Source organism: Catenovulum adriaticum (assembly GCF_026725475.1).
In the GTDB taxonomy this organism is placed as follows: Bacteria; Pseudomonadota; Gammaproteobacteria; order Enterobacterales; family Alteromonadaceae; genus Catenovulum; species Catenovulum adriaticum.
The window spans coordinates 228,488-254,342 of sequence record NZ_CP109967.1; the positions used below are offsets into that span (position 1 = coordinate 228,488).

A 25,855-nucleotide genomic window follows, 5' to 3' on the forward strand; every position below is an offset into this window, starting at 1 on the left:
CATTAAATAATAAGTAACTGCAAGTTATTGGCGAATTGATTTTACGATTTATCTAACCAAAAAAATGGTTATATTTTTGTAATATATTACAGACACAGCGGTAGGAAATTTAGTTTTTTCGCTGGAAAGAAACTAATTGCGTAAGAAAAGAAAAAATTTCATACATTTTTCTAAAAATCCTGTATCCTATCGCGCATTATATACCCAAGTTATCTGAAGAACTGATTTCTGCAGAGTTTTGGTATAAATTCTTGACACATAATTAGTAGAGTAAAACAATGACTGATTTATCTAAATATAGAAATATTGGTATTTTTGCCCACGTTGATGCGGGTAAAACTACCACCACAGAACGTATTCTTAAGTTAACCGGTAAAATCCATAAAATTGGTGATACTCATGACGGTTCAACTACAACGGATTTCATGGATCAAGAAGCTGAGCGTGGTATTACGATTCAATCAGCAGCAACTACATGTTTCTGGAATGATCACCGTTTAAACATCATCGATACGCCTGGACACGTTGACTTCACGGTTGAAGTATATCGTTCATTAAAAGTATTAGATGGTGGTGTTGGTGTTTTCTGTGGTTCTGGTGGTGTTGAGCCTCAGTCAGAAACTAACTGGCGTTATGCAAATGATGCAGAAGTTTCTCGTATCATTTTCGTAAATAAGTTAGACCGTATGGGTGCTGACTTTTATCGCGTTGTTAAGCAAGTTGAAACTGTTTTAGCAGCTACTCCGCTTGTTATGACTTTACCAATTGGTATTGAAGATGACTTTAGCGGTGTTGTTGACGTATTAGAACAAAAAGCATATATCTGGGATGATTCTGGTTTACCTGAGAATTTTGACGTAACTGATATTCCAGCAGATATGGTTGAAAAAGCGGCTGAATACCGTGAAGCTTTAATTGAAACTGCATTAGAGCAAGATGAAGATTTAATGATGGCATACCTTGAAGAAGGTACAGAGCCTACCATGGATCAAATTAAAGATTGTATCCGTAAAGGTACACATAATTTATCTTTCTTCCCAACTTTCTGTGGTTCTGCATACAAGAATAAAGGTATTCAATTAGTATTGAACGCTGTTACTGATTATTTACCGTCTCCTACAGAAGTTCAGCCACAAGAATTGACTGATGAAGAAACCGGTGAGCCAACTGGCGAAGTTGCTACTGTTTCTCTTGACGAACCGTTCCGTGCTTTAGCATTCAAAATTATGGATGACCGTTTTGGCGCATTAACCTTTATCCGTATTTACTCAGGTAAATTGAATAAAGGTGACACTGTACTTAATGCGGCAACAGGTAAAACTGAGCGTATTGGCCGTATGGTTGAAATGCATGCAGATGAGCGTTCAGAATTATCTTCAGCCCATGCTGGTGACATTATCGCTATTGTTGGTATGAAGAATGTACAAACGGGTCATACTTTATGTGATCCTAAAAATGTTTGTACACTTGAACCTATGATTTTCCCAGATCCAGTTATCTCAATTGCGGTTGCACCTCGTGATAAAGGTTCAACAGAAAAAATGGGTATTGCAATTGGTAAAATGGTTGCAGAAGATCCATCTTTCCAAGTTGAAACTGATGATGATTCAGGCGAAACCATCCTTAAAGGTATGGGTGAACTTCACTTAGATATCAAAGTAGACATCTTAAAACGTACTTACGGTGTTGAATTAGATGTAGGTCAACCACAAGTTGCATACCGTGAAACTATTACTCGTGAAATCGAAGATAGCTACACGCACAAGAAGCAATCTGGTGGTTCTGGTCAATTTGGTAAAATTGATTATCGCATCAAGCCAGGCGAAGCAAACTCAGGCTTTACTTTTTCTTCAACGGTTGTTGGTGGTAACGTTCCTAAAGAATTCTTCCCTGCAATTGAGAAAGGCTTCAAAGGCATGATGGCAGAAGGTGTTTTAGCTGGCTTCCCTACATTAGACGTTGAAGTAGAATTATTTGACGGTGGCTTCCACGCCGTGGATTCATCTGCAATTGCATTTGAAATCGCAGCTAAAGGTGCATTCCGTCAATCAATGCCTAAAGCAGGTCCTCAGTTACTTGAACCTATCATGAAAGTTGACGTATTTACGCCAGAAGATCATGTTGGTGACGTTATCGGTGATATTAACCGTCGTCGTGGTATGATTAAAGACCAAGAAGCGGGCGCAACTGGTGTTCGTGTTAAAGCAGACGTTCCATTATCAGAAATGTTTGGTTACATTGGTCACTTGCGTACTATGACTTCAGGTCGTGGTCAATTCTCAATGGAATTTTCACATTATGCAGCTTGTCCTAACAATGTTGCTGATGCAGTAATTGCAGCTGAGAAAGAGAAAAAAGCAGCTAAATAATTTAATTATTATTTAACGCTTAAAAAAACCACTACATGAAATTGTAGTGGTTTTTTTGTATCTGTCGTTTGGTGAAAAATAATGCGCGACAGATTAAGTTTTATTGACGTTATATAAACCCAATGTATTAGTTAGAATACTCCTTAACTCGAGTTGAGGTTAGTTAACTTTTATCCAAGCTTCGGGAAAATACAATATTAGACCTTGTTAACGTTTGAAGCACGTTAATATGCAGCGACTAACCTAAAGAAAAATTAAAATATATTAAAAAGAAGAGGTGAAGGTGTGCTTAGAGATAATAATTTAAGAGAAACTAAGGTCTGTTGACGTTTGGAGTACAAATTTTGTTCTAACTAAACGCTTTTTGATCGCGACGCGAGATATGTAGCATAGTTATTCTATGTCAATATCGAGCACAGCTACCGCATCCTGCTCACGCTAAGTACCTGCATCCATGCAGGCAACAAAGAGCAAAAAGCGTTTAGGACGAACCCGAAGGGCAGCGTTTGTTTAGCATTTCTACTGTGTTGCCCCACATGGATGTGGGGTAAGGTGACTTTGCAGGAGCATAAAGTCTTTATAGCTCATTTATGTAGCCCACTACACGTCAATCGCTATGCCTTGTATAAATACCAAACAAACTGCTGCAAAATTGTACCCAAAAGGTCAACAGACCCTAGGTAAAATAATAATAACCTTGCCCCGTAAGTTAACGCTTTTTGTTCATGTAAAATTTAATATTCAAAATTAAAACCAAAATCTTTTAGCTTTTCATAAACATTGATATCAAAACGGTATAGAGTGGCCGCTCTGTGTGCCACATCTTTTTGTTTTTCTTTACAGTTTATCAATAAATTCATTTTCTGGATCTTTCGGCGGAAATTAGGTTTGTCTAATTTAATATCTAAAATGGCTTCGTATATTTCTTGTAGCTGTAATAAGGTAAATTTTTCAGGTAATAAACTAAAGCCGATAGGCTCATGCCGAACTTTATACTTTAAATGTTCAAGTGACGCTTGCACTATTTCGTCATGATCAAAAATCAATTCAGGTAATGCTTTCACATCAAACCAAGCAACCTCATGGGTATTCTCACCATGGATAATATTGGTTTCTTCCAGTCTAACTAATGAATAGTAAACAACGGTAATAATTCGTCGAAGCGGGTAGCGGTTAACTTTACCAAATGTCGCAAGTTGATCTAAGTGAAAATTAGTAACTCCTGTTGCTTGTGTTACGACCCGGTAAGCAGCTGTTTCTAAATTTTCATCAAGTTTAACCCAATGCCCAATTAATCCCCATTTATTGGCAGCAATACCATGCTTATATTTAGCGAGTAATACTTTTAATTTGCCCTGATCCATAGCGTAAATTAAGTTATCGACTGATAAATTTTTCATACAGTCATCTGGCAGTTGTTCTTCTTTATCCATTTCAGCAGCGAGTAGTTGGGTTTTATTATTCATTTATAGTCTAATTTTTCTTTTACTGTTTAAAAATTTAAGGGCCAAATCGTACAGCGAGAGGACTTGCTCTGATAAAAGGTTATTCAATATTATTTTTACAATATTGAATTGGTGCAAATATACTTTAATTTATAACCGAATTATTATCTGTATTAAACAAGTTGACTATAACATATTGTCATTAAATTTTATAGGTAGATCTCAAATCACCAGTCTAGATTAACGTTAGCGATATGCTATGCCCCAACTAATTTAAAAATCATCTTCGATTTTAAGAAAGTACCTAACAAATTTATTTAAATATATTTTAAATTCAGCAGGTTAGTGAAATTTATACATGTTGCTTTGTTTCCCTAGTTAAAATTAGCGGTGAACATATAAAATAATTTATTGAATAAAATATTTTTATCAATATTAGTCATCAAAAAGGAAGTTTCGAAAGCTCAAAAATTAAATACTTTATTATCTCAATGATTTATTTATCTAATTTTCATACGATTTCAATCTTATTGTTTATTTGACTATTTGTTTGTGGGGCGTATAATTAAAGGATTAAAAGTTAACTGTATTTTATGTAATCAATTGGTTACACAAGCGTTATTGAGAGGGTGAGATGCCAAAAGGTACTAATGTAATAAAAAGTGATGCCGAGCTTAAGCAAGCGATGGATTTAAAAAAAGCGAATAATTTAATTGCAATAGCGCCTCCTTTGGTTACGCATATTTATACCGCAGACCCTTCTGCGCATGTTTTCAATAATAGGATTTATATTTATCCATCACATGATATAGAAACAGATCAGCCACTTAATGATAATGGCGATCAATACGCCATGAAAGACTACCATGTACTTTCTTTGAGTGATGTTAAGGGAGAAGTAACTGATCATGGAAAAGTGCTTGATGTGGATGATGTACCTTGGGCGAGTTGTCAAATGTGGGCTCCAGATGCGGCACATAAAAATGGTCATTATTATTTGTATTTTCCTGCGCGTGATCACGATGGCATCTTTAGGCTAGGTGTTGCACGTAGCAAACAACCGGAGGGCCCATTTACAGCTGAACCTGAAGCAATACAAGGAAGTTTTAGTATTGATCCTGCGGTGTACCAGGATGGTGAAGATTACTATATTTATTTTGGTGGTATATGGGGTGGTCAGCTTCAAAATTGGACAGAGGGTAAATTTAATTCAGTTGACAATTATCCTCAAGATAATGAAGCAGCGATCATGCCAAAAGTCGCTAAACTATCAGAGGATATGCTGCAATTTGCTGAGCCAGCCAAAGATATTCAGATTCTTGATGAAAAAGGAAATTTGATTCAGCAAGGGGATACTCAAAGACGATTTTTTGAAGGACCTTGGGTACATAAATATGATGGGTTGTATTATTTTTCTTACTCTACAGGCGATACTCATATGATTGCATATGCAACTAGTGAATCTCCCACTGGCCCTTTTACTTATCAAGGCGTTATCTTAGAGCCCGTTGTAGGTTGGACTACACACCATTCAATTGCCGAATACCAAGGAAATTGGTACTTGTTTTATCATGATTGTATGTTGTCTGGAGGGCAATCACATCTACGTTCGGTTAAAATGACAGAGTTAATTCATGATGATGATGGCAAAATTAAAACCATACAGCCTTATAAATAAATGGCTATTTTATTAACTTCAAGCCGCTGATAGTTGTCCGAATTCAGCGGTTTTTTTGATCTTATAGTCAATTATCTTCAAATGTTATTAATTTTTAACGTTTTATTGACATATAAATAAAAAGATGTTTATTATTTTAATCTTATAATGTCAATTTTACTAAAAGGTTGTTCATGAAGATTAAAAATAAAATAAGCATATTACTAGCAACTATTATAAGTATTTCTGGTTGTTCTATTGATGAAGATGAAATTAAAAAACCTCTTGGTGAAAAAAAACTATAACCAAGATGAAGCTGATAGCACAGGCGAAGACGAAAGCTCAGACGAAGACGAAAGCTCAGACGAAGACGAAAGCTCAGGCGAAGAGGAAAGCAAAGGCGAAAAGGATAAACCAGAAACGGAGAATGCTGAATCCAGATTTTGAACAAGGTAATGCATCTAATTGGCTTACCAATGATAGTGTTTCGATTATTGAAGCCTCAACTGAAAAAGTACACAGTGGCGCTTATAGCGGTAAAATAACTGGACGTACAGACTCATGGAATGCACCATTGCATAGTTTGGTTGGTCTGCTTGAACAAAATAAAGCTTATCAAATGTCTGCTTGGGTTAAGCTCGTTAATAGTTCTGATTAAACGGTTAAGCTAAGTGTTAAAGTAACTTCAAATGGTAAAGATGAATATATAGCAGTTGCAAGTGCTCAAGCTAACAATAGTGGTTGGGTCGAGTTATCAGGCACTTTTAATAATAATATTGAAAATAAAACAGATATATTTATATTGAAGGACCAGCCAGCGGTATTGATTATTATATTGACGATATCTCAGTGAAATTGGATCCTTTATCTAATTTGGCCGAGTTTTCGCCAGTCACAGTCGACAGTTTAAAGTCATTAACTCAAATCCTTATAGGTGTTGCCGTACCTGCAGGTCAAGCAAGTAATAGTGTGCTTACAAGTAGCAAACGTAGTTCCGTTGTAATGAAACACTTTAGCCAAATTTCTGCCGAAAACATAATGAAAATGGATGCATTGCAGCCCAGTCAGGGTACTTTTAATTTTACAGAAGCTGATGCGTTGGTTAATTATGCAAATAATAATGGGCTAACATTACATGGCCACGTATTGGTTTGGCATAGTCAAATTCCTACTTGGATACAAATTTTTCCGGTGATAAGTCAGCTTGGGTTGATATTATGGAGAATCATGTATTTCAAGGTGCCAGCCACTTTGCCGGAAAAGTAGCAAGCTGGGATGTTGTAAACGACGGCCATGGTGAAGACCAGCGTCAAGCGTCTGTTTGGCATCCAAATATCGGTGATGAATTTATTGAATTCGCTTTTAAAAAAGCCAGAGAAGCCGATTCAGATGCTGAACTTTATTATAATGATTATAATATATCTTGGAATGACGCTAAGCTAGATGGAATTGTTGAGATGGCTAAGCAGTTCCAAGAAAATGATATTCCACTAGATGGAATTGGTTTTCAAATGCATATTAACGAGGCTCTACCTGATAAAGTTCAGTTTGCGAAACAATTACAGAAAGTAGTCGATTTAGGCTTGAAAGTTAAAATTACTGAGCTTGATATCCAAATGAATGACAACAATTGCAATGGCCAACTGACTCCCTTTATTGCAGAAAAACAAAGATATTTGAATATTGTAAGCACGTATTTAGCTGTTGTTCCTAAATCACTTCGTGGTGGTATTACAGTGTGGGGCATAAGTGATAAAGACAGCTGGATTACGGCATTAACAGACAACACAGATTGGCCATTATTGTTTGATAATGATTTTAATCCTAAGCCCGCTTTGCAAGGTTTTGCAGACGCACTAAACGCTGACCCAATGCCAGAACTAGAACCAAATGACAATGAATCTGAAACTAATGATCCGGTGGAGTTAATTAACAATTCTGGTTTTGAAGCGAATAACACAGCTCCTTGGTTTGGTCATGGGGAAACCCAAGTTGAATTAGAATCGGCGCATGTTTATCAAGGCCTATATTCGGCTAAAGCAACGGCTAGAACAGATAACTGGAATGGGATAGCACACACGGTTACATTAGAAGCAGGAAAAACGTATTTAATGTCGGCTTACGTAAAACTTGCCAATGCAGAGTTAGATAAAGCATCTTTAAGTGTAAAATTAACAGATGACGCAGGCGACCATTACAATTCAGCTGCGTATCAAGTAGAGGTTAATAATACCAACTGGACTTTATTAACGGGTGAATATACACATACTGTTGATGGGACGGATGCTGGGACTTATATTTACATAGAAGGAACTGCCAGCGGGGTCGAATATTATATTGACAATATTTCAGTCACTAAAAAACGATAATGGTGAAGATACAACGAGCTTAAATATAAACGCACTGCTGAGTTTGTACTAGCTTAGTATGAACGCACAGTGCTTACCATTATCGCTATGCGCCAATAAATAAAGGGTAGAGGAATAAAACGTTAAGCTAAAACACTTATTTCTTGCGAATGCCACATTAAAAATATTTCATATTATATGAAATGATTAAAATATGGTTAGTTTAGTCATTTTAATTTATGACTTAAGTCTTTCTTACTATTACTTTTATAAGGTATTTTATGCTTAAACTTAAACCGTTTGGATTCATTGTTGTGGGAGTTTTGAGCACGGCCTGCTCCGACAATAAAGCAATTAAGCAAGATTTAAACATAGGCTCAAGTACCGATAAAGTCATTTACCACAAAACATTAAAAGGTGAGACAGACATATATCTTAAGCAGCAAAATAAGGGCGCTAAGATCCTGACTAATTCAGTACTAAAAATTGAACCTGGTCATGGGAAATTAACTCAGCTTACATCTGATACTGATAAAACATTACATTTAAGTTATCAAAAAAGCGATTCATTGAATTTATATACTCAGTCAAAGCCGGCGCTGAATCTATCACGCTATTATTCTGCGGGTGTATTGGCATTAGATGTTAAATTTGAAAAAATTAAAAAAGCTTCGATTGAAATTGGTGTCAGCTGTGTACACGCTTGTCGTTCAAAAATTAAGTTAAGGGATTGGGCACAGGATCGCGATGGCAAAGCTTGGCAGCCACTTTATATTCCGCTAAATTGTCTGGTTGAATCTGCTGACGCACTGAATCAAGTGAAGACGCCATTTCATTTAATCACCCGAGGTAGCGGAGATATTGAATTGCGTAATATTCGTTATACCAATAATCAAGATGCTAATTTTGATTGCATAACTGCGGACAAACGTTCGGTTACTGCTAGTATGCTCAATGAATTTTGGTCGGTTAGTTGGTGGGCTAAACGCCACCAACAAAAACTTGATGAAGCTCAACAAAGCGATCCTGATTTAATTTTAATCGGTGACTCAATAACTCATGGGTGGGAAAACACCGGGAAATCGGTTTGGAAGACGCATTTTTCAGATATTAACTCGCTGAATTTAGGTTTTAGCGGCGACCGTACCGAGAACGTGATCTGGCGCTTACAGCATGGCGAAGTGGACAACTTAACACCTGAACTTACGGTTATTATGATAGGAACGAATAACACGGGTCATCGGTTAGACAAGCCCGAGTATATAAAAAATGGGGTTGCTAAAATAGTTGAATTGTTAAAGCAAAAAATCCCACATAGCCCAATTTTATTATTAGCAATTTTCCCACGTTCAGCTCAGCCTAATGACGTTGAACGACAAAATAATGAAATTACTAACCAATTATTGAAAAATTTAGCTAACCAACAAGGTATTTTGTTTGCGAATTTTAATGATGCGTTTTTGGATGAAAATGAAGTGCTCAGTACAACAATCATGCCTGACCTATTACATCCAAATAAACAAGGCTACGAAATATGGGCGCAGCAGCTTAAACCTTACATTAGTCAATATGTAAAAAATAAATAACCTTTGGTTAGTATTGGCCAGAGATTATGAGACGCAATGTCACATATGTTATCGAGCTAATTAACCTCAACGTGGTTGAATAATATGTTTCAAACGGCCTTTTTTCACTGGGGTGAGGCTGCGTTAAATTCACTTGCATACAACCCCCATGGATTGGGGGAGCTAGCGCTTTAGTCGGAATTAATACAACTAAAGCGCTAGCTATTGACGCGTGAATTTGCCTTGTCCATGCAAAAAATTCTTGTTAGAAACTATGTAGAGCTATAAAGTTAAATCATTCAATTCGTTAGAATATACCTTAACCCGAGCTCAGGTTAATTATTATATCAATGTCCAGATTTAACCCTTTTACCTTTTAACGTTTGCAAATAAGCTAATACATCTCTAATTTCGGCTTTGCTTAAAATATATCCCATTGGTGGCATGCCTGATGTAGGTCGTTCAATGTGTTTAATTTTATTTTTAGTAAATGTTTCAGTTTGGTCATTGTCTAATTTTAATTGAATTTGTTGCTCGGTTTCAGAAACAAATAAACCACTTATTTTGTTATTGTCATTAAGCGTTAAAGTAAAAGTACCAAAGTATGGCGCTATAGTCGCGCTGGGTTCTAGTAAAGCTTGTAGTAAATACTCAGCTGAATAATTTTGTCCGACATTCGTTAAATTTGGCCCAACTCTAGAACCGCTACCGTTAATTTTATGACAACGTAAACATTGTGATGCACCACCTGTCATGACAATTTGTTTGCCTTTTTCAATATCACCGCCTACTAACGTACTTTGGTATTGCGCTAATAAATCGAGTTTATTTAAATTTGCTTCGTATTGTGCAGCCATTTGGTTAAGCGTTTGGTTATTGCTGTTTTTTGCCGCTGCAACCAGCTCTATTGTTAAGCTAGGTGGGTGTTGCCCTGATAATAACTGCTGCATTAATTGTGTTAATTTTTTTTCTATTTGTGTATTTGTTTTTGCAGGCATGGTTGCTAATGCAATTTTTTGTTCATCAATTGATGAGCTCAGATAGCCTTCAATGTAATTTAAAGCTAGGTTAGGCTTGTTAGCTAAAATTAAGTTTAATGCACCCTTTTTAACTTTAATTGATGAATCGGCTAATAATTTAGTCGCAATATTAACGGCTTGCTCTTGATCATTTGATGCTAATAAATTTAAAGTTTGAAGACGGGTGTTAATTGGCGATTCGTCATCAAGCGTAATTTGTTTTAATGTTGGTGTTGCAACTTGGTATTGATATTGTTTAGCTAAGCGTAACGATTGAACCAAAGGGAAACCTTTTTTAGATTTAAGTAATTTAGGCAAATAAGTTTTTACTAAATTATCAATATTGGTTCGGTTGGTGTTCATGTTACTAGGTAAACCCGTTATCGAATCAATTGGGTTTTTCTCGTACCAAGCTTCAATAGCGGCAAGTGCTTCTGTAGCTAATCGTGCAGGTGTATCAGGATTTAATGCAAATTTTAAAATTTGTTTAGCATTATCGAGTTTACCTTCATTAAAATTAGCATTAATAATTCTGTGGTGGGTATAAGCCAAAGCGGGTTTTTTGTGTGCTTTAAATTGATTTAATAGACCAGCAAGTTTAGCTCGTTCAGATAAAAGTTGTAAATCACTAATTGCATAAGCCGCTTCTCGAACTAACCTGTTTTTCTTATCGGTTAAAAAGTAGCTAAGTTCGCCATCTTTTTGCTTACGAAGTGCTAACAACACAGCCATTCGAACATATTCAGATGAGTGATTTTTGTATTTAATCCACGCTGATTTATCAATACCAGCTAAAGCCATTACTAAACCATGACGCAGCCATAAATCTTGCTCTTCAACTTGATTTAATTTATTAATGATGGCATCAACGGCATTAATTTTACCTATTTTTCCAAGCCCAATAGCAGCATACATGCCAACCTGTGCATTATCGTCATCAAGTGCTTTAATTAATTCAGGTTCTGCATTGGCGTAGCTGTGATCAGTTAATACACGGGTAGCTTGCGCGCGAATATGTGAATTATCATCAGCTAATAAATTAACAAGCGATTTTAAATTATCTTTAGAGATATCACCTTGAAATACAAGTTGGCTTATACCCCAAATACTGTGAATACGAGAAAATAAGTCTTGGTGGCTATTTTTAGCAATTTTTTTAAATATATCGAGTGCAGCTTTACCTTGTTTAGCCATTTCAAATTGCGTCAATTGACGAATTCGTTGGTTGTCATTTGATAAATGTTGAGCGAGCTGTGACAAACTTAGATTGTTTAGATTATTGACTAACCTTATATTTTTTTGCTCCTGTTCAACTTGTCCTGGTTTTTCTAAGGTATAAATTGCGCCTTCTCCTTCAGCGTTCCAACCACCAAAGTTAAACTCTGCAATATAAAATTTACCATCTAAGCCAAAATCAATATCAGATACATTAACACCACGGACAAATTCGGTTGGCTCTGAGGTTAAAAATGATGCGCCATTTTTATGTGTTTTTAATGAAAGGATATATGAGCCATCACGCGAACCCGCAAACGATGAGATAAAAAAGGTGTTTTTCCACTCGTCACCCAAATAATTGCTTGGATTGTAAGTAATGCCAGAAGGGCCAGTATAAAGTTGAGTAATACTTGGTAACATAAATGCTGGTTGGTCATCGTTGCGTGGCAATGACATTTTTTTCACGATCCAAGCTGTGGGAACTGTCTTTTTACCTGCATATTTATATGAACGAAAACCGAGTTTTTTACTAAAACTCATAATATTTTGGTGTCCTGCATGCCAACCAGAGTCGCCGCCTTCAACTAAATGGTTTATGCGCTCAAAATCCCCATGGTCACCGTCGTTTTCAGCGGTAAACAAATTGCCAAATTCGTCAAATACCAACTCGGTTGGATTTCTTAATCCGGTATAAAATACTTCTATATTTGAACCATCTGGGTTTGAGCGAAATACAGCACCGACATTTTGACCATCAAACTCCTTGCCTTCTTTATTGGTAAAATAATAACCTCTATCACCAATTGTCCAATACAAACGGCCATCTGGACCCCAAGCTAAACCGTGCATGTCGTGCCCCAAAAAACTTACCCGCGTACCAAAGCCAGTTTGTAAAGACGTTCGTTTTTCAGCCAAGCCATTTTGATCTTTATCTTCCAGTAACCATAAATGAGGAATATTAGTGTAATATACTTTGTCATCACGCGTGATCACACCTGAACCAATTCCATCAAGTGGGTCATTAAAATTGTCCGCAAATAGTTTCGCAGTATCAGCGCGACCATCTTTGTTGCTATCTATTAATAAACGTATTTGATCAGATGTCTTAGTGTAATAAGACATAGGTTTAATATTTGAATAACCTTGGTATAGCTTAAGCCTGTCTTCTAAAGTTTTAATTTGAATGTCTTCAATGGTCTGTTTTAACGGAAAACCACGCACATCATCTACACCGTGATAAGCCCTATGAGCTTCAGCAACGTACATTTTGCCTTGAGGAGACAAGGTAAAAAAGGCAGGGTTGGTTGTTTTGTCAGGGCCAGCCCATAATTTAAAGTCTAAATCCTGAGGCTTTTTAACCGTTGAAAAATTTAATTTAACAGCTTGTTCATCCGCTTCACTCGCAGCGGCAATTTGATTTACGATAACTGCGGCAATTAATACACTTATATTTCTAATTTTTTTATTTAACATAATGACAAACCGAACTAAATCCATTTCAAATAAACAACACAATTGCATTTATAATACATATTGTAAACATTTTAAAATATAATTAACTCGGATAAAACTATAATCAAATCGTCATTTATCTGAAACTATTTCAACTAATAGGCAAAGGCGTGACACAGCTGAATAATTAAATTTAAGTGAACTGATTATTAGTCTTATTTTTTATTGAATTTGAGGACGCAGGCGGCTAAGAAAACGGAAGAACATTAAGCGCTTAAACTTTATTTTAGCTTGATACAAATTTAATAAAAATTGGAGCAATTAAGAGTTTAAGCGGCTTATTAACAAATTAATCGACTTGCAAACTGATCAATTTATTTACTTGTTGATTAAATTTTTGTGGGGATGAGTGTGGATTTTGTTTGTGCCAGCAAATTTGCAACATAGTAAAAAATTGACTGGCACTAGGCTCACTTTTACCAACGACCCAGTTGTGATAAGTCGCACGTGAGACATTTACAGCCTGATATAAATCTTTTTGGGATATGCCAAGCGCTTTACGGGTTTGTTCAAGCGTGAGTCCCGAGGTTAGTATATTCATAGACAGAATCTTGTTATGTGATAATGGAATACAGTTGGTAGGACAGACCCCCAACACCAATTAATAGCATAGCAATGCTCTTTTTATCCAATAGCCCTTAATGAGCATATTTAAGCTGACCCTGGCCTTTTATAAAGGCTGATTTAGTTTTAACGCCTTAACAAAGCGGGTCGTTAAATAATATTGGTAATAAATAAGTAGAGCTAAATACAGTTACTTTATAACACGAATTATTTGGGGGGAAAAGCGACATTTATTATTTTTATAATATTATCAAAGCGTTGCTAGGGTAATTTATAATATGAACCAAGAGAACATTGTCTTAGGTATGTCATAAATAACGAAATTTAGTGATCTAAACGAATTATTTCTAACAAATTTTACAGATACACAAACGTATTTTTGTTGATACCGTTATACAGTATGCATCAGGTGATGTTATTTAATCAGACTCACTTATGTCTCTATTGGTAGATAAACATTGAGTTAATGCTGATTGTAAATCTGGGTAACGAAAATGAAAGCCTGCATCTAATAATCGGGTTGGAATAACAGCTTGCCCATCTAACAATAATGTAGACATTTCACCAAATAAAAATTTCATCACAAATTGTGGCATTCGCATTACATTTGGTCGATGCAAACAGCTCGCAAGTGTTTGGCTAAATTGATTATTATTTACTGGATGTGGCGCTGTTAAATTGTAAACACCAGCACATTGCTTATCAGTTAGTAAGTGTTCAATAGCACTGGTCACATCATCAATATGTATCCAGGACATCATTTGCTCACCGTCGCCAATTGGTCCGCCTATACCTAATTGATATGGAATTTTCATTTTTGTTAATGCACCGCCATGTTTGGCCAGCACAATACCGGTACGGATAATACATAAGCGGGTCTGATCTTTAAGTTGGTTGGCGATTTTTTCCCATTTTACGCATACCTTGTGAGTAAACTCAGGATTAATGTCGTTATGTAATTCGTCGATCACGGCCGACGGCTTTTGACTACCATAAAAACCAACCGCAGAGCCAGATATAAAAACCTTAGGTTTAATTGAGCTTTGGCTAATTTTATCGATTAGATCTTGGGTTATTTGCCAGCGGCTTTGACAAATTTTTTGTTTTTGTTTATTGCTCCAACGTTTATCTGCAATAGGTTCGCCTGCCAAATTGATAATGGCATCAAAGTTAAATTTTTCAATTAAATCAAGCGAAACATAGGCTTCAATATCATGACCTAAGGCTTCAAAAGCATTACTTGGCGCACGGGTTAACACGCTAATTTTATGATTAGGTTTAAGCTGCCGGATTAAATGGGTGCCTATTAACCCTGTTCCCCCAGTGAACAATATTTTCATTATAATCCTATGGATTCTGGTGCTTGCGATAATAGTTTGAGCGCTGACTTTATAATAGTGCTAAACACTTATTTAAGACAGCGCTAAATCAGATTTTATCTTCTATATGCTGCTCTATTAATTTTTTGCCTTATGTCTTATTTATCAGACAATAAAATCCAGTGAAAGTTTAATTTTTAACCATTGTATTTCAATTTAATATCATTTGGTGTGTCTTCAATACATGCTTTAAATGCGGTAATACATATATAATTTATGTTTTTTTTGAAAAAATATTTTACAAAAATGAGATCTTTAACTAACATCTCTTTGTGTTTATGTAAATTGTTTATTTTATATATAAACACAATTAAAAATTATAACTAACAATTAAGAGGCATAATATGGTTAAAAAGAAATGGACTTATATGTTATTAGGGATCACCTGTTTAATCGGGCCAATTGTAGCTCAAGCTAACTTCACTCCTCAGCTTGATGGCACTGGTAATTGGATTAAAAATCAGAAAAATTGGCAATTTAATAGTGCGGTTAGCGATGAATTTAATCAAGCGGGAAATTGGCAAACACCAGATACTAATAAATGGAATCGGTATCATCCAACCGGATGGTTAGGAAATAATAGTTTTACATATAATGGTAACTTGGCATATACGCATAATGGAAATTTGGTTTTAGAAGCCAGAAATGGGGCAAATGTCGGTGATAAACACAGTACTGGTATTGCATCATCAAAAGCCAGTTTTAAGTACGGTTATTTTGAAGTAAAAGCTAAAGCTGCAAATAATAATATTGCAAGTAGCTTTTGGTTTTTTAATCGAAATGCAAATAATGGTCATCAATTTGAAATCGATGTTTATGAACACTTTCCGTATCAGGGATGGAATAGCCATAAAAAAATGAAAAGCAATATTCATTATTTTATTTGGTCACAAGAAACCGGCAATGTTGATCAAATTCCTAACTACGAGTCTCCTGTTGATATGCCAAATAATGGTGTAGTAACTGATTGGCATGTATATGGGGTATTACGTGATGAATCTAGTATTCGATTTTATGTGGACGGCGTTAATGCCAGAACCATTTGGAAAAGCCAAGTAGCCCCAGAACATTGGCCGGGTGATAAGAGCATGCCAGTTATTTTAGACATCCTAGTTTATGATTGGCAGCAGGGCGCAAATGAGCCAAGCCAAAACTATTCGTTTTACTATGTTGACTACTTTAGAGTATGGAATTAATTTAAACTTTGTTTTTCAACTAGACGAAAAGTAGATTTTATTGAAAATAAAGGCTTTAATCGCAATTGTCTCGATTAAAGCTTTATCTATTTTAGGGCGTATACGTGTGGTAGGGCAGTGGTTTAAATTGAGCTTAAACCACACAAAATTGAATATTCAGTAAGATTAATTAGCAAAGTTTGCTAATCGTTTTATATCTTCTGGCCACTGATTGATAGGGCGTAATTTAATATCTTTATAGTAAACTTCAGCGCCTTCTGACTGCAGCTGCAATTGACCTTGAGTTAATGGATTGTCATCTTTATCTTTTGAGTTTTCAATTACCATAACCACATAATCATTAACCACAAAAACGGCTTTATCATTTAACGTAAATAATTCTACTCTGTTCCACTTACCATTTTCAAAATCAGGTTCGTAGGCAGCATGAATATAACCTTTTGCAGGAACTAGGTTCTTGCCATTAGGTTGATAAGTCATTTTGTCATTTTTTAACTCGCCTTTAAAATCGGCCTGTGGCCCCGATAGCGGAATATAATCGCCAAAGTCAGTTTCTTGAATTTGTAATTCATGGCAGGCTTTCCATACTTTCCAAAAAGCGCCGTGCGGTCCTTGGCAGTGAAATAATAAACCGCTGTCTTTTTTAGCTTTCAGTCTGGGTGCCCATTTTTTATCGCCCCATTTTACGAGTAAACTTAAATGATAATTTTCATATTGCTTTAATGTGGTAAGACCGGCGTATATTTCACCTGTAATACTCAACACAGGTTCTCCGTTAATTTGCTGAACCGAAACCACATTTTTAGGATCGTTATTTAAACCTAGCGCATTAGTTGGGGTTCCGTGTTGATTTAAATTACTAGCGGTAAAAGTATTATCAGGTAATCCTTTTACGCTTGAATGGGGGATCCCCATCCAAACTTCCCATTGTGATAAATTATTATCTAATAAATATTGCCAATCGTCTGTTTTTGCATGGAGTTGCAGTGAGGTGAGGGTCAATAATAAAGACGCCGATACCTTTATTAGTTTAGCTTTCATTTATTTATCCTTTATCTTTTTATTAATTGGGTTTATTCATCGGGAAAGTAAAATCAGAACATAGCAATACAAAAATGGCGATACTATAATCACTACTTAACTTTGCCAATATCTTCTGCAAATATTGAATCGCTAATTGAACTATTTAATTTTTTATTATCAAGTGAACGAAGTAAACTACCTTTAAACCCCGTTATTTCAATGGTTTCAACATTTTCGTTAGGTTGTTCTTCTTGGGCGATTACGACAGATGGTGCTAATAATCCTAGGTGGGTTGCAATTATTAACGCGGTTGGCTTTAAACTAAAATTTTTCATATCATCACATCCTGTTCATTTTTGAATTTTAATTTTCACTTGTGAGTTTAATGTTTTCATAAACGGAATTAATTTTCTAGTGGTTTTGTTAATTTATATTTAATTAATTAATGTGTTGGTGTAACATTATATTAATTCTTTTATAGGGTCTGGTCTTATCTTGTTGTTTTCAAATAATAAAGATAATAATGAGTTATAGTTTTAGGGTGTTTAATAAATGATATCTTGCCGTTTTATTTTAAATGTAAAAAATTTAAATCATATAGTAATTATGATTTTTGTTTTGTTTAGTTGTATAGGTTTTGTTCACGCTCAAAGTTCAAAAGCATTGGATGAACAAATTATTGAAATGAGTCAACAGCCAAAACACCTTAAAACAGGACAAGCCTTGTTTGATACTGTTTGTGCGGCTTGTCATAAGAAAGATTTAAGTGGTGCAATGGGGTTTAATTTAAAAGATGGCGAGTGGGTTCATGGCTCAAAACCTTCACAAATATTAAATAATATTAAGACAGGCTTTGCCGAAGCAGGTATGCCAGCTTTTGGAAGCATGTACAGCACTCTTCAGCTTAAGCAAATTGCCGCTTATGTGCTGTCTAAGCGAGAAGGTTGGGATAATTTGACTTATAAAATTTATCAATTACCAGCGAGCAAAACACGTGATTTTTCCCAAATTGAAGGAGAAACACCCGTTAAATCAGGTCAAGCTTTTAATAACTTAGCGGATTTAACGATGCCAGAAAGTAAAGAGTTTGCAGCGGTTTATGAAGGTGATTTTTATAATTTTAAAGAATTTGATACTTTATTATTTGCCCCCGCTCCACAAATGTTAGTTGATGTTTATATTGATGGTAAGAAAGTTGAACCCGCCAGCGGTTGGCAACGTTATTGGCCACTAAAACGAGGTAAACAGCATTTAAAAATTAAGATAATGACGCCTCCTTTACCATTTCCTAAATGGACCAATACCAATTTATCGTTAATGGTGACGAATGCGGATAAAACCATTAAATATTTCCCGTTAACGACACGTGCTCATCAAGCTTTATCTGGTACTAATTTTGAAGTTAAAGCGACAGACAAAACACTTGTGCAGCGTAAAGTGGTTGTGGATTTGCCCGTTTATAGTATTGCTGTTGGACTCCCACAAAAACTAAATTACGGATTTAATACTAAAAGCTGTGCAATCGTTGGTTTGTGGCAGGGCGAACTATTAAATATTGGTCCTAACATTAAAGGAAGGGGACAAGATGCAAGTGTCCCATTAGGTGATTGGTTATTTAGTTACCCTCAGCAGCTAAAACCAGAAAGCGAATGCGAATATATAAAATATAGTCGTCTTGGCCATACAAAGTTTGAATTTATGCTAGATAAAGTACGTTTGTCTTTAACTGCAGTGGCGCAGTCAAACCAAGAAATTAATTTTGAGTATCAAGTGTTGGCTAATCCTGAACAAGTTAAAACGCTTTCGTTTAAATTGCCGGATAGTGAAAAAATTAATTTTACTATCTCCGCAGGCAAAATAGATAACGGCAGTTTAACGCTAGATATTAAGAAAAATAAGCAATTTAATGTATCAGTTCAAGTGGTAGGAGACTAATCATATGTTCGTATTTTCAAAAATTTGTAAAACTTTAGTCACTTCGCTTGGGATCACCACAGCCTTATTAAGCTTTAATGCAACGGCTAACGAAAAATATATGCCTGACGGCTATTCAGTTGAGACGATTCAAACGCCTAAAGATGTCCTGTTTCATGTGACGGGTTTAGATACGGCTGATAATGGCGATGTGTATGTAGTCACACGATTAGGTGAGGTATGGAAATTAGCTAACAAACAGTGGAGTAAGTTTGCTGATGGCTTACACGAGCCAACAGGTTTGCTAATAGACGATGATGGCTCCGTTATCATTGCCCAAAAACCAGAATTGACCCGTTTACTTGATGTTAACCAAGATGGCACTGCAGATGAATATATTAAAATAGCAGACGATTGGACTTTTCATGATAACTATCATGAATTTAATTTTGGTCCGGTAAAAGATAAACAAGGTAACTATTATGGCACTTTGAATTTAAGTCATGGTGCGCCTAAATCTTTCTCAATGGGAACTATGGGTAGCGCAGGCGGTTATCGAGGCTGGGCTTACAAAGTAACCCCTCAGGGTGAATTTAGTCCATACGCTTATGGTTTACGGTCTCCTGCTGGCATTGGTATAAGCCCAGAGCAAGAGCTCTTTTTTACGGATAATCAAGGTGACTGGGTTGAGACATCTAAATTGCATATTTTGCAAGAAAATAAATTCTATGGTCATCCGATTCCCCTTATTGATCATCCGGATTATACCGCTGATAAAATTCGCTCAATGACACCGGAACAATTAGACAAAATGCGCGAAAAACCAGTGGCTTGGATTCCGCATATTGAGGTAGCTAATTCACCAGGTAACCCCGAATGGGATACCACTGAAGGGCAATTTGGGCCTTTCACAGGGCAAATTTTTATTGGTGACCAAACTCAATCTAATATTTTTAGAGTGATATTAGACAAAGTAAATGGCAGCTATCAGGGCGCTGTTATTAATTTTGTTGGTGGGATGCAAAGCGGTAATATCCGGACTAAGTTTGATAGCCAAGGCCAACTTTGGGTTGGACAAACGGCACGCGGGTGGGGCGCTAAAGGTGGGAAGCCATTTGGTTTACAAAAAATTGTATGGGATGGTACAAACCCTTTTGAGTTACTCGATATAAAATTAACTCAAACTGGTTTTAAGCTTAATTTTACCCAAGCGCTTGATCCGAACAAAGTGACAAGCGATCAGTTAGCGGTGACGCAATGGCATTACTTATATAGCGGTGATTATGGTTCGCCTAAACAAGATGTTACCTCGTTAAAGATTCAGGATATTAGATTGTCTCAAGATCGTAAGACACTTGAAATCGATTTACCGTTAAACCCAGATAAAGTCATTGAAATTGATTTTTCTGGATTACAAAGTGAAACGCAGCGTTCAACCAGTGTAGGAAAAGTTTATTATACGCTAAATCAATTACTTAATTAGTTTATCTAGTGTTTTTATTAATACATGCGCGCGTGAGCTAATACTATTTTTAATTACAAACGCAATTGTGTAATGGAGCGATTGCGTTTTTTTATATCTTTATTGCTAGGGTCTGTTGATCTTTTGGGTACAATTTTGCAGCAGTTTGTTTGGTATTTATACAAGGCATAGCGATTGACGTGTAGTGGGCTACATAAATGAGCTATAAAGACTTTATGCTCCTGCAAAGTCACCTTACCCCACATCCATGTGGGGCAACACAGTAGAAATGCTAAACAAACGCTGCCCTTCGGGTTCGTCCTAAACGCTTTTTGCTCTTTGTTGCTCGATATTGACATAGAAGAACTATGCTACATATCTCGCGTCGCGATCAAAAAGCGTTTAGTTAGAACAAAATTTGTACTCCAAACGTCAACAGACCCTAGCCTGCGACTTGATTTACATTTTTAAATTTACAAGTAAATACAGTTAATTGTATACAATTATGCTTTTAACTTGTTAAAATGAATTTACATAGTTTGATAGGATATTTTATATGCAGGTTCGTTTAAGCTTATTGTTAGGTGTTTTAGCGACAACTTTAATTTCAAGTTGCGCACAAATAAAACAGCCTTCCAAACAACTTCAACAGTTTGAGTTAGGTAAAGATTGGGAGACCCCTGAGGTGATTAGCCGAAATCGTCTACCGACTCGAGCGGCTGTCTATTCATATGATCGAGTTAATGCAGCGCGGTCTTTAAACCGCGAAAAATCTAAGTTATTAAATTTAAATGGCCAATGGTTATTTAAATACCAACCAGATGACGAAAATATTGACCAATCATTTGCTCAAGCTGAATTTGATACTGATGGTTGGCAGCAAATTCCGGTTCCTTCTAATATAGAGCTTGAAGGTTACGGAATACCTTATTATACCAACACCGAATTACCCTTTTATTCTACGCCAACTAATCCATTACCTAATACAACGCCAAAGATTAGCAAAGCTAATCCTGTTTCTTTTTATATAAAAACTTTTGAATTGCCTGAAAATTGGCAAGACCAGCAACTTATTTTACATTTTGGCGGGGTGTCGTCTGCATTTTATTTATGGGTGAATGGTAAAAAAATAGGTTATAGCCAAGGTAGTCGGCTACCTGCAGAGTTTGATGTAACAAATGCAGTTAAACAGGGTAAAAATAAAATTGCCTTGCAAGTCATGCGCTGGAGCGACGGTAGCTATTTAGAAGGCCAAGACATGTGGAAAATAAGTGGTATTCACCGCGAAGTTTTACTACTGGCTCAACCTAAAATTGCGATTCAAGACTATTTTGCAAAACCTAAATTATCAGCTGATTATAGCCAAGCTGAACTGCAAATTAGACCTTTTTTAACCATAAGCGATAACCAAAAATTAGCCGGATGGAAACTTAAGGCTGAATTATTTGAAGCAAACTCGGCAAGGTTAGCGACTAAAGCACTTGAAATTGATGCTGATCAGGTTATGCAAGGTTACCCTCAACGTGAAAATATTCAATTTGATTTACTGAACTTAAAGCTTAAACAACCTAAACTTTGGACGGCCGAAGCCCCTAATTTATACACTTTGGTTTTATCTTTATATGATCAAAATAACCAATTGGTTGAAGCTAAAAGTAACCGGGTTGGTTTTAGAAAAATTGAAATTGATTCACAAACCGGTGAATTACTCGTTAATGGTAAAAGCATCAAAATAATGGGCGTAAACCGCCATGATCACCACGCTATTAGAGGAAAAGCAGTGACGCGTGCTGATATGTTGCATGATGTAAAATTAATGAAGCAATTTAACTTTAATGCGGTACGCACAGCGCATTATCCGAACGACCCTTACTTTTTAGAACTCTGTGATGAATACGGTTTATACGTGATGGATGAAGCGAATGTTGAAAGCCACATGTTCGGCGGTCAATTTTCTAACTCAGTGCAATGGTTACCGGCCATCACTGACCGAATTGCACGTATGGTACAGCGAGATAAAAATCATCCATCAATTATATCTTGGTCGCTAGGAAATGAATCAGGTATGGGGCCAGCTCATGCGGCGGCAGCTGGCTGGATAAAAGATTTTGATAACAGCCGTTTTGTTCATTATGAAGGTGCACAAGGCCAGCCGGATCACCCTGAATTTGTTCAGCCTCCACGAGGATGGTACTGGGTGCCAGAAACCTTAAATCAATTAGATAGAGTGAGCCCGCTAGCGAATCCGGATGACCCTTTTTATGTTGATGTGATTAGTCGCATGTACCCCAGTATTGACTATTTAAAAGGCTTATCAGACAACCCTCATATGTCTCGTCCAATTTTGATGTGTGAATATGAACATGCGATGGGGAATTCATTAGGTAATTTAGATGAGTACTGGGACTTAATCTGGTCTCGTAAGAATTTAATTGGTGGATTTATTTGGGATTGGATGGATCAAGGTTTAGAGCATCAAACTGAGCAAGGTGAAACTTATTTAGCTTATGGTGGTGATTTTGGTGATGAGCCCAATGCAGGGGCCTTTAATCAAAACGGCATTGTAGATTCATATGGCAATGCAACACCAGAGTTGTGGCATGCGAAATATGTTTTTCAGCCAATTCAATTTATTGCTGACGATTTGGCTAAAGGGCAGATAAGTATTCGTAATCGTTTATTTCATAGTAACCTTAAGCAATATCAAATTCGTTGGCAGTTATATCGCGATGGGCAAGTGCTAAGTGAAGGGGAATTACCTGCGTTAGATATTGCAGCCGGTACACAAACATCGCTTAATTTAGCTCAGCAATTATCGCTTAATGAAACCTTTGAAAAGCATCATCAAACAGGGGCGCGTTTTTGGTTAAGATTAAGTGCTCATTTAACACAAGACGAAAAGTGGGCCAAAGCCGGGCATGAAGTTGCTAAGCAAAAATTTGAACTACCGATTAAACCTTCGCTTAACTCAACTGCTGATAGCAAGCATCAGTCATTAGACTTAGCAGCTTATGCAGATTTATCGATTAAACAAAATAATCAGCAAATCACGATTATAGGTGAACAGTTTAAAGCCAACTTTAATAAGCAAACGGGTGAATTAATTGAATACCAATTTAAAGGCGACAATTTGATAGCCGCCCCCCTTAAACTAAACTTCTGGCGTGCTCAAACAGATAACGATAGAGGCGGTTGGCAAACTCACAAAACGCTAAAAGTATGGCGTGATATGGCAGATAACTTAGCGTTAAAACAATTTGAATTGGTGTCAAGCTCGGCAAAAAAGGTGCATATAGCGGTTAGTAAAGCATATCAATCGGATGTGCAAGTTTCGCTGGATTACCATATCTTCGCTAATGGCAAAATTCAGGTGTCTATGGCAATGGATGCGGATGAGAAAATGCCTACTTTACCTCGAATTGGGATGCAGCTTGGCGTAATACAGGCATTTGAGCAGCTTAGTTATTATGGTAAAGGTCCGTTTGAAAATTATGTAGATAGACAATCATCAGCTGAAGTTGGCGTTTATCAAGCTAAAACAGCTGAAATGACGCAAGCTTATATTGTCCCTCAAGAAAACGGGAACAGAACACAAGTGGATTGGTGGAAACTGATTAATCCTAATACCAAAGTTCAGTTAGTGATTGATGGAAAAGAAAGTTTAAATATGTCTGTTTGGCCTTGGTCGCAAAAAAACTTAGATCAAGCAAAACATACTTATGACTTAACGCCTCAGGGTTTTTACACCCTCAATATTGATTTAAAACAAGCAGGTGTAGGTGGAACTGATTCATGGAGTAGCTTAGCTGCGCCTATTGATCAATATAAAATAAAGCCTGGCCAGTATCAGTATTCGTTTAGCTTACAAGCTGAAAACTTATAAGCTATGAATTCAAACAATAAAAGGGTATTGAGCATGTTAAAAAAATTAAGTCTTTGGTTTATGCTAAGCATAAGCTTTTTGAGTTGGGCCGACGCAAATAATCCCGTCGCTTTTCCATATCATATGCCGATGGAAAAGCCGGATATGCCTTTAAGTAAAGCCATGAATAGAGCGTATCAGCAATATTCTACGCCCACTTATCGACCTAACCAGTTATTTACTCAGTTTAAATATACTCGGTTATCAGGTTTTGATTATGCAAACGGTGACGGTACTATTACCCGGCGCGATCCTAGCAAAGTGATAAAAGCAAATGGTCGCTATTATGTCTGGTATACCAAAAGACAAACTCATACTCCACCACGCGGTGCAGCTAAATCAACCGAGAGCATTCCTTCGTCTGATTGGGATCTAAGTGAAATTTGGTATGCAACGAGCGAAGATGGCTTTAATTGGCAAGAGCAAGGTGTTGCGGTTAAACGTCCGCCAAAACCAAATGTAGGTTGGCGCTCGGTTTCCACACCTGATATTTTAGTATGGAAAGGGAAATATTATCTTTATTATCAAGGTTTTTTAGAAGCTTCTGGTAAACATGGTGATGATTGCCCTGTAACCGTATCTGTAGCTGATTCGCCTAATGGTCCTTGGAAAGCAACCAATAAAATTGTCATTCCAAATGGCGCGAAAGGTGCATGGGATCAAAGTTCAATTCATGACCCTTATCCGCTTGTATACCAAGGAAAAATATACCTTTATTATAAATCTGATTTTAAAGCACAAGGCCAAATTGTAAGGGCGCAAGGATTGGCAATTAGTGATGACCCACTTGGTGGATTTAAAAAACATCCGCTGAATCCAGTCATGAACTCCGGACATGAAACCACCTTGTTTCCTTGGAAACAAGGGATAGCCGCTTTAGTGATTCGTCACGGAAATGAACATAATACCATTCAGTATGCACCAGATGGCGTTAATTTTGACGTGGTAACCACAGTGTCTATGATGCCATTTGCCGCAGGCCCTTATATTCCAGATGCATTTACCGATACTAAAAACGGTCAAGGTATCACATGGGGATTATCACATTTTACTTGGCAAGGTACGCGAGATACCAGACATACTATTTTAGCGCGTTTTGATTGTGATTTAGCACAACATATTGATGAACCCTCAATGCGAGATACTGAATATTATTTATCAGCTGATGTTTATTTTGAGCAGGGTTTAGGCTCGATAAGAGCAAAACGCGAGGCCATGAATAAAGCTGAACTACGATAGAACATAGGGTTAGGGAGATAAAT

The 25,855-nt window shown here is 36.6% G+C and carries 18 protein-coding genes; 12 read left to right on the plus strand and 6 right to left on the minus strand.

What is annotated here, in order from left to right:
* Positions 1-278: 278 nt before the first annotated feature.
* Positions 279-2,369, plus strand: a complete 2,091-nt coding sequence (gene fusA, locus OLW01_RS16940) for an elongation factor G (protein ID WP_268077219.1) — start codon at positions 279-281, stop codon at positions 2,367-2,369.
* A 734-nt stretch (positions 2,370-3,103) separates the two neighbouring features.
* Here the strand turns inward: fusA and OLW01_RS16945 are convergent.
* Complete coding sequence (locus tag OLW01_RS16945) at positions 3,104-3,835, minus strand: NUDIX hydrolase (RefSeq protein WP_268077220.1); 732 nt, start codon at positions 3,833-3,835, stop codon at positions 3,104-3,106.
* 613 nt (positions 3,836-4,448) lie between these two features.
* Between OLW01_RS16945 and OLW01_RS16950 the strand changes: the two genes are divergently transcribed.
* From OLW01_RS16950 to OLW01_RS16975, 6 genes are all read left to right on the plus strand, one after another.
* On the plus strand, positions 4,449-5,492 hold the full coding sequence (locus OLW01_RS16950) for a glycoside hydrolase family 43 protein (protein WP_268077221.1): 1,044 nt from the start codon (positions 4,449-4,451) through the stop codon (positions 5,490-5,492).
* A 240-nt stretch (positions 5,493-5,732) separates the two neighbouring features.
* Positions 5,733-5,918 carry a hypothetical protein gene (locus tag OLW01_RS16955; RefSeq protein ID WP_268077222.1) on the plus strand — a complete coding sequence of 62 codons (186 nt, stop codon included), beginning with the start codon at positions 5,733-5,735 and terminating at the stop codon, positions 5,916-5,918.
* Positions 5,899-6,129 (plus strand): carbohydrate binding domain-containing protein, encoded by a 231-nt coding sequence (locus OLW01_RS16960; RefSeq protein ID WP_268077223.1) that lies wholly within the window; start codon positions 5,899-5,901, stop codon positions 6,127-6,129. Before OLW01_RS16955 ends, OLW01_RS16960 begins: the two co-directional genes overlap by 20 nt.
* Positions 6,130-6,320: 191 nt before the next feature.
* On the plus strand, positions 6,321-6,737 hold the full coding sequence (locus OLW01_RS18445; RefSeq protein WP_326498615.1) for an endo-1,4-beta-xylanase: 417 nt from the start codon (positions 6,321-6,323) through the stop codon (positions 6,735-6,737).
* On the plus strand, positions 6,689-7,840 hold the full coding sequence (locus OLW01_RS18450) for an endo-1,4-beta-xylanase (protein WP_326498616.1): 1,152 nt from the start codon (positions 6,689-6,691) through the stop codon (positions 7,838-7,840). The genes OLW01_RS18445 and OLW01_RS18450 overlap by 49 nt, the downstream gene beginning before the upstream one ends.
* 260 nt (positions 7,841-8,100) lie before the next feature.
* Positions 8,101-9,405, plus strand: coding sequence for a GDSL-type esterase/lipase family protein (locus tag OLW01_RS16975; protein ID WP_268077224.1), 1,305 nt, complete (start codon positions 8,101-8,103; stop codon positions 9,403-9,405).
* A gap of 326 nt (positions 9,406-9,731) precedes the next feature.
* Here OLW01_RS16975 and OLW01_RS16980 read toward each other — a convergent pair whose 3' ends face one another.
* From OLW01_RS16980 to OLW01_RS16990, 3 genes are all read right to left on the minus strand, one after another.
* On the minus strand, positions 9,732-13,094 hold the full coding sequence (locus OLW01_RS16980; protein ID WP_268077225.1) for a DUF7133 domain-containing protein: 3,363 nt from the start codon (positions 13,092-13,094) through the stop codon (positions 9,732-9,734).
* Positions 13,095-13,422: 328 nt separating this feature from the next.
* On the minus strand, positions 13,423-13,674 hold the full coding sequence (locus tag OLW01_RS16985) for a helix-turn-helix transcriptional regulator (RefSeq protein ID WP_268077226.1): 252 nt from the start codon (positions 13,672-13,674) through the stop codon (positions 13,423-13,425).
* 442 nt (positions 13,675-14,116) lie between these two features.
* Positions 14,117-15,037, minus strand: coding sequence for a TIGR01777 family oxidoreductase (locus tag OLW01_RS16990; RefSeq protein WP_268077227.1), 921 nt, complete (start codon positions 15,035-15,037; stop codon positions 14,117-14,119).
* A 383-nt stretch (positions 15,038-15,420) separates the two neighbouring features.
* Between OLW01_RS16990 and OLW01_RS16995 the strand changes: the two genes are divergently transcribed.
* Entirely contained in the window at positions 15,421-16,272 is an 852-nt protein-coding gene (locus OLW01_RS16995; protein WP_268077228.1) for a family 16 glycosylhydrolase, read from the plus strand.
* Positions 16,273-16,437: 165 nt separating this feature from the next.
* On the opposite strand, the gene OLW01_RS17000 is transcribed toward OLW01_RS16995, so the two are convergent.
* Positions 16,438-17,313, minus strand: a complete 876-nt coding sequence (locus OLW01_RS17000; protein ID WP_268077229.1) for a 3-keto-disaccharide hydrolase — start codon at positions 17,311-17,313, stop codon at positions 16,438-16,440.
* A gap of 92 nt (positions 17,314-17,405) precedes the next feature.
* Complete coding sequence (locus OLW01_RS17005) at positions 17,406-17,630, minus strand: hypothetical protein (protein ID WP_268077230.1); 225 nt, start codon at positions 17,628-17,630, stop codon at positions 17,406-17,408.
* A 283-nt stretch (positions 17,631-17,913) separates the two neighbouring features.
* Here OLW01_RS17005 and OLW01_RS17010 point away from each other — a divergent pair, with 283 nt between their 5' ends.
* From OLW01_RS17010 to OLW01_RS17025, 4 genes are all read left to right on the plus strand, one after another.
* Positions 17,914-19,230, plus strand: a complete 1,317-nt coding sequence (locus OLW01_RS17010) for a c-type cytochrome (protein ID WP_268077231.1) — start codon at positions 17,914-17,916, stop codon at positions 19,228-19,230.
* Between the two features lie 4 nt (positions 19,231-19,234).
* On the plus strand, positions 19,235-20,692 hold the full coding sequence (locus OLW01_RS17015; protein ID WP_268077232.1) for a DUF7133 domain-containing protein: 1,458 nt from the start codon (positions 19,235-19,237) through the stop codon (positions 20,690-20,692).
* 535 nt (positions 20,693-21,227) lie between these two features.
* Positions 21,228-24,554, plus strand: a complete 3,327-nt coding sequence (locus tag OLW01_RS17020; RefSeq protein WP_268077233.1) for a glycoside hydrolase family 2 TIM barrel-domain containing protein — start codon at positions 21,228-21,230, stop codon at positions 24,552-24,554.
* A gap of 33 nt (positions 24,555-24,587) precedes the next feature.
* On the plus strand, positions 24,588-25,832 hold the full coding sequence (locus OLW01_RS17025; protein ID WP_428980215.1) for a glycoside hydrolase family 117 protein: 1,245 nt from the start codon (positions 24,588-24,590) through the stop codon (positions 25,830-25,832).
* Positions 25,833-25,855: the final 23 nt, after the last annotated feature.

What these genes read in the sequence shown, in the direction of transcription:
- fusA (WP_268077219.1), top strand. Translation starts at nt 279, where the DNA reads ATGACTGATTTATCTAAATATAGAAATATTGGTATTTTTGCCCACGTT.
- OLW01_RS16945 (WP_268077220.1), bottom strand. Translation starts at nt 3,835, where the DNA reads ATGAATAATAAAACCCAACTACTCGCTGCTGAAATGGATAAAGAAGAA.
- OLW01_RS16950 (WP_268077221.1), top strand. Translation starts at nt 4,449, where the DNA reads ATGCCAAAAGGTACTAATGTAATAAAAAGTGATGCCGAGCTTAAGCAA.
- OLW01_RS16955 (WP_268077222.1), top strand. Translation starts at nt 5,733, where the DNA reads ATGAAGATGAAATTAAAAAACCTCTTGGTGAAAAAAAACTATAACCAA.
- OLW01_RS16960 (WP_268077223.1), top strand. Translation starts at nt 5,899, where the DNA reads ATGCTGAATCCAGATTTTGAACAAGGTAATGCATCTAATTGGCTTACC.
- OLW01_RS18450 (WP_326498616.1), top strand. Translation starts at nt 6,689, where the DNA reads ATGGAGAATCATGTATTTCAAGGTGCCAGCCACTTTGCCGGAAAAGTA.
- OLW01_RS16975 (WP_268077224.1), top strand. Translation starts at nt 8,101, where the DNA reads ATGCTTAAACTTAAACCGTTTGGATTCATTGTTGTGGGAGTTTTGAGC.
- OLW01_RS16980 (WP_268077225.1), bottom strand. Translation starts at nt 13,094, where the DNA reads ATGTTAAATAAAAAAATTAGAAATATAAGTGTATTAATTGCCGCAGTT.
- OLW01_RS16985 (WP_268077226.1), bottom strand. Translation starts at nt 13,674, where the DNA reads ATGAATATACTAACCTCGGGACTCACGCTTGAACAAACCCGTAAAGCG.
- OLW01_RS16990 (WP_268077227.1), bottom strand. Translation starts at nt 15,037, where the DNA reads ATGAAAATATTGTTCACTGGGGGAACAGGGTTAATAGGCACCCATTTA.
- OLW01_RS16995 (WP_268077228.1), top strand. Translation starts at nt 15,421, where the DNA reads ATGGTTAAAAAGAAATGGACTTATATGTTATTAGGGATCACCTGTTTA.
- OLW01_RS17000 (WP_268077229.1), bottom strand. Translation starts at nt 17,313, where the DNA reads ATGAAAGCTAAACTAATAAAGGTATCGGCGTCTTTATTATTGACCCTC.
- OLW01_RS17005 (WP_268077230.1), bottom strand. Translation starts at nt 17,630, where the DNA reads ATGAAAAATTTTAGTTTAAAGCCAACCGCGTTAATAATTGCAACCCAC.
- OLW01_RS17015 (WP_268077232.1), top strand. Translation starts at nt 19,235, where the DNA reads ATGTTCGTATTTTCAAAAATTTGTAAAACTTTAGTCACTTCGCTTGGG.
- OLW01_RS17020 (WP_268077233.1), top strand. Translation starts at nt 21,228, where the DNA reads ATGCAGGTTCGTTTAAGCTTATTGTTAGGTGTTTTAGCGACAACTTTA.
- OLW01_RS17025 (WP_428980215.1), top strand. Translation starts at nt 24,588, where the DNA reads ATGTTAAAAAAATTAAGTCTTTGGTTTATGCTAAGCATAAGCTTTTTG.